The following is a 1,123-nucleotide window of genomic DNA, read 5'->3' as shown; positions in this document are numbered from 1 at the left end:
GCAAACTCAAGCGTCTTTCCGACGCATACCGGTTCGACGGATTCCGTCCTTGCGAAGCGCTGCGCGGTGTCTTCGGTGATCGCATGGCACGCGTCGTCACGCTGGTTCGGCGCTCAAAAAAACGGCCTGCAAGGGATGTGGTCGACGGTGCTCGATCCATGATCGCAGGGTGCGTCGCGTTCGAGATCTGCCGAACGGCGATGTACGGATTTACCTGGAACTCGAAGCTCGTCGGGTCCGCTGTCGATGCGATGGCAGCCTGAAAGGCGAACAACTGAGCTTTCTGGCGGACAACCCTCACTACACGAAGCGCTTCGCGTGGTACGTCGGTCGTCGCTGTCGCGAGAGCACGGTCAAGGACGTTGCTGACGAACTGCAATTGCACTGGCACACGGTCAAGGACCTCGAGATGCAGTACATGCGGGCGCAGCTGGAGCGGTTCGGCACGCCCGGGTCGAAGGTAATCGGCATCGACGAGATTTCGATTGGCAAGGGACAGACGTACCGCATTGTTGTGAGCGACCTGATACGGGGCCGTGCGATCTGGTTCGGTGGCGAAGATCGAAAGGAGGCCAGCATGCATCAGTTCTATGACTGGCTGGGCGAGAAAAAGGCCCGCGGCATCCGGCTTGTCGTGATGGACATGTGGCGGCCGTTTTACAACGTCGCGCAGGAACGCGTGCCGCATGCGGCCATCCTGTACGACAAATTCCATGTCATAAAGCAGCTCAACGAAGCGCTGGATGAAGTGCGCAAGAGCGAATACGCTCGCCTGCAAGGCGAGCAGCGGCGCTACATCAAAGGCCAGAAGTACGTTCTGCTCAGTCATCGCGAGAACCTGTCGATGGAAGGCAGGGACTCCTTGAAGACGCTTCTCGCAGCGAACCGACGTCTGAATACCGCGTACCTGCTCAAGGAGTCGTTCGGGCAGTTGTGGGACTACGAGCGCGAAGGCTGGGCACGTCGCTTCTTCGAGAACTGGAAATCCAGCCTGAAGTGGCAGCGTTTGAAGCCGTATGAGAAGTTTGCCGCGATGGTCGAGCGTCATTGGGACGGGATTGCTTCCTATTGCAAGCCAGAAAACAAGGTGCCGCTTGGCTTCGTTGAGGGTCTCAACAACAAG

Annotated in this window: 1 pseudogene; it reads left to right on the top strand. The window is 58.4% G+C overall.

The features are described 5' to 3' along the window. Positions 1-124: 124 nt before the first annotated feature. A pseudogene (locus tag P0D89_RS53230) lies at positions 125-1,123 on the top strand (ISL3 family transposase); the annotation flags it as partial.

It is taken from the genome of Paraburkholderia sp. RL18-085-BIA-A (genome assembly GCF_046027075.1).
In the GTDB taxonomy this organism is placed as follows: domain Bacteria; phylum Pseudomonadota; class Gammaproteobacteria; order Burkholderiales; family Burkholderiaceae; genus Paraburkholderia.
This window is presented reverse-complemented; position numbering and strand designations above follow the sequence as displayed.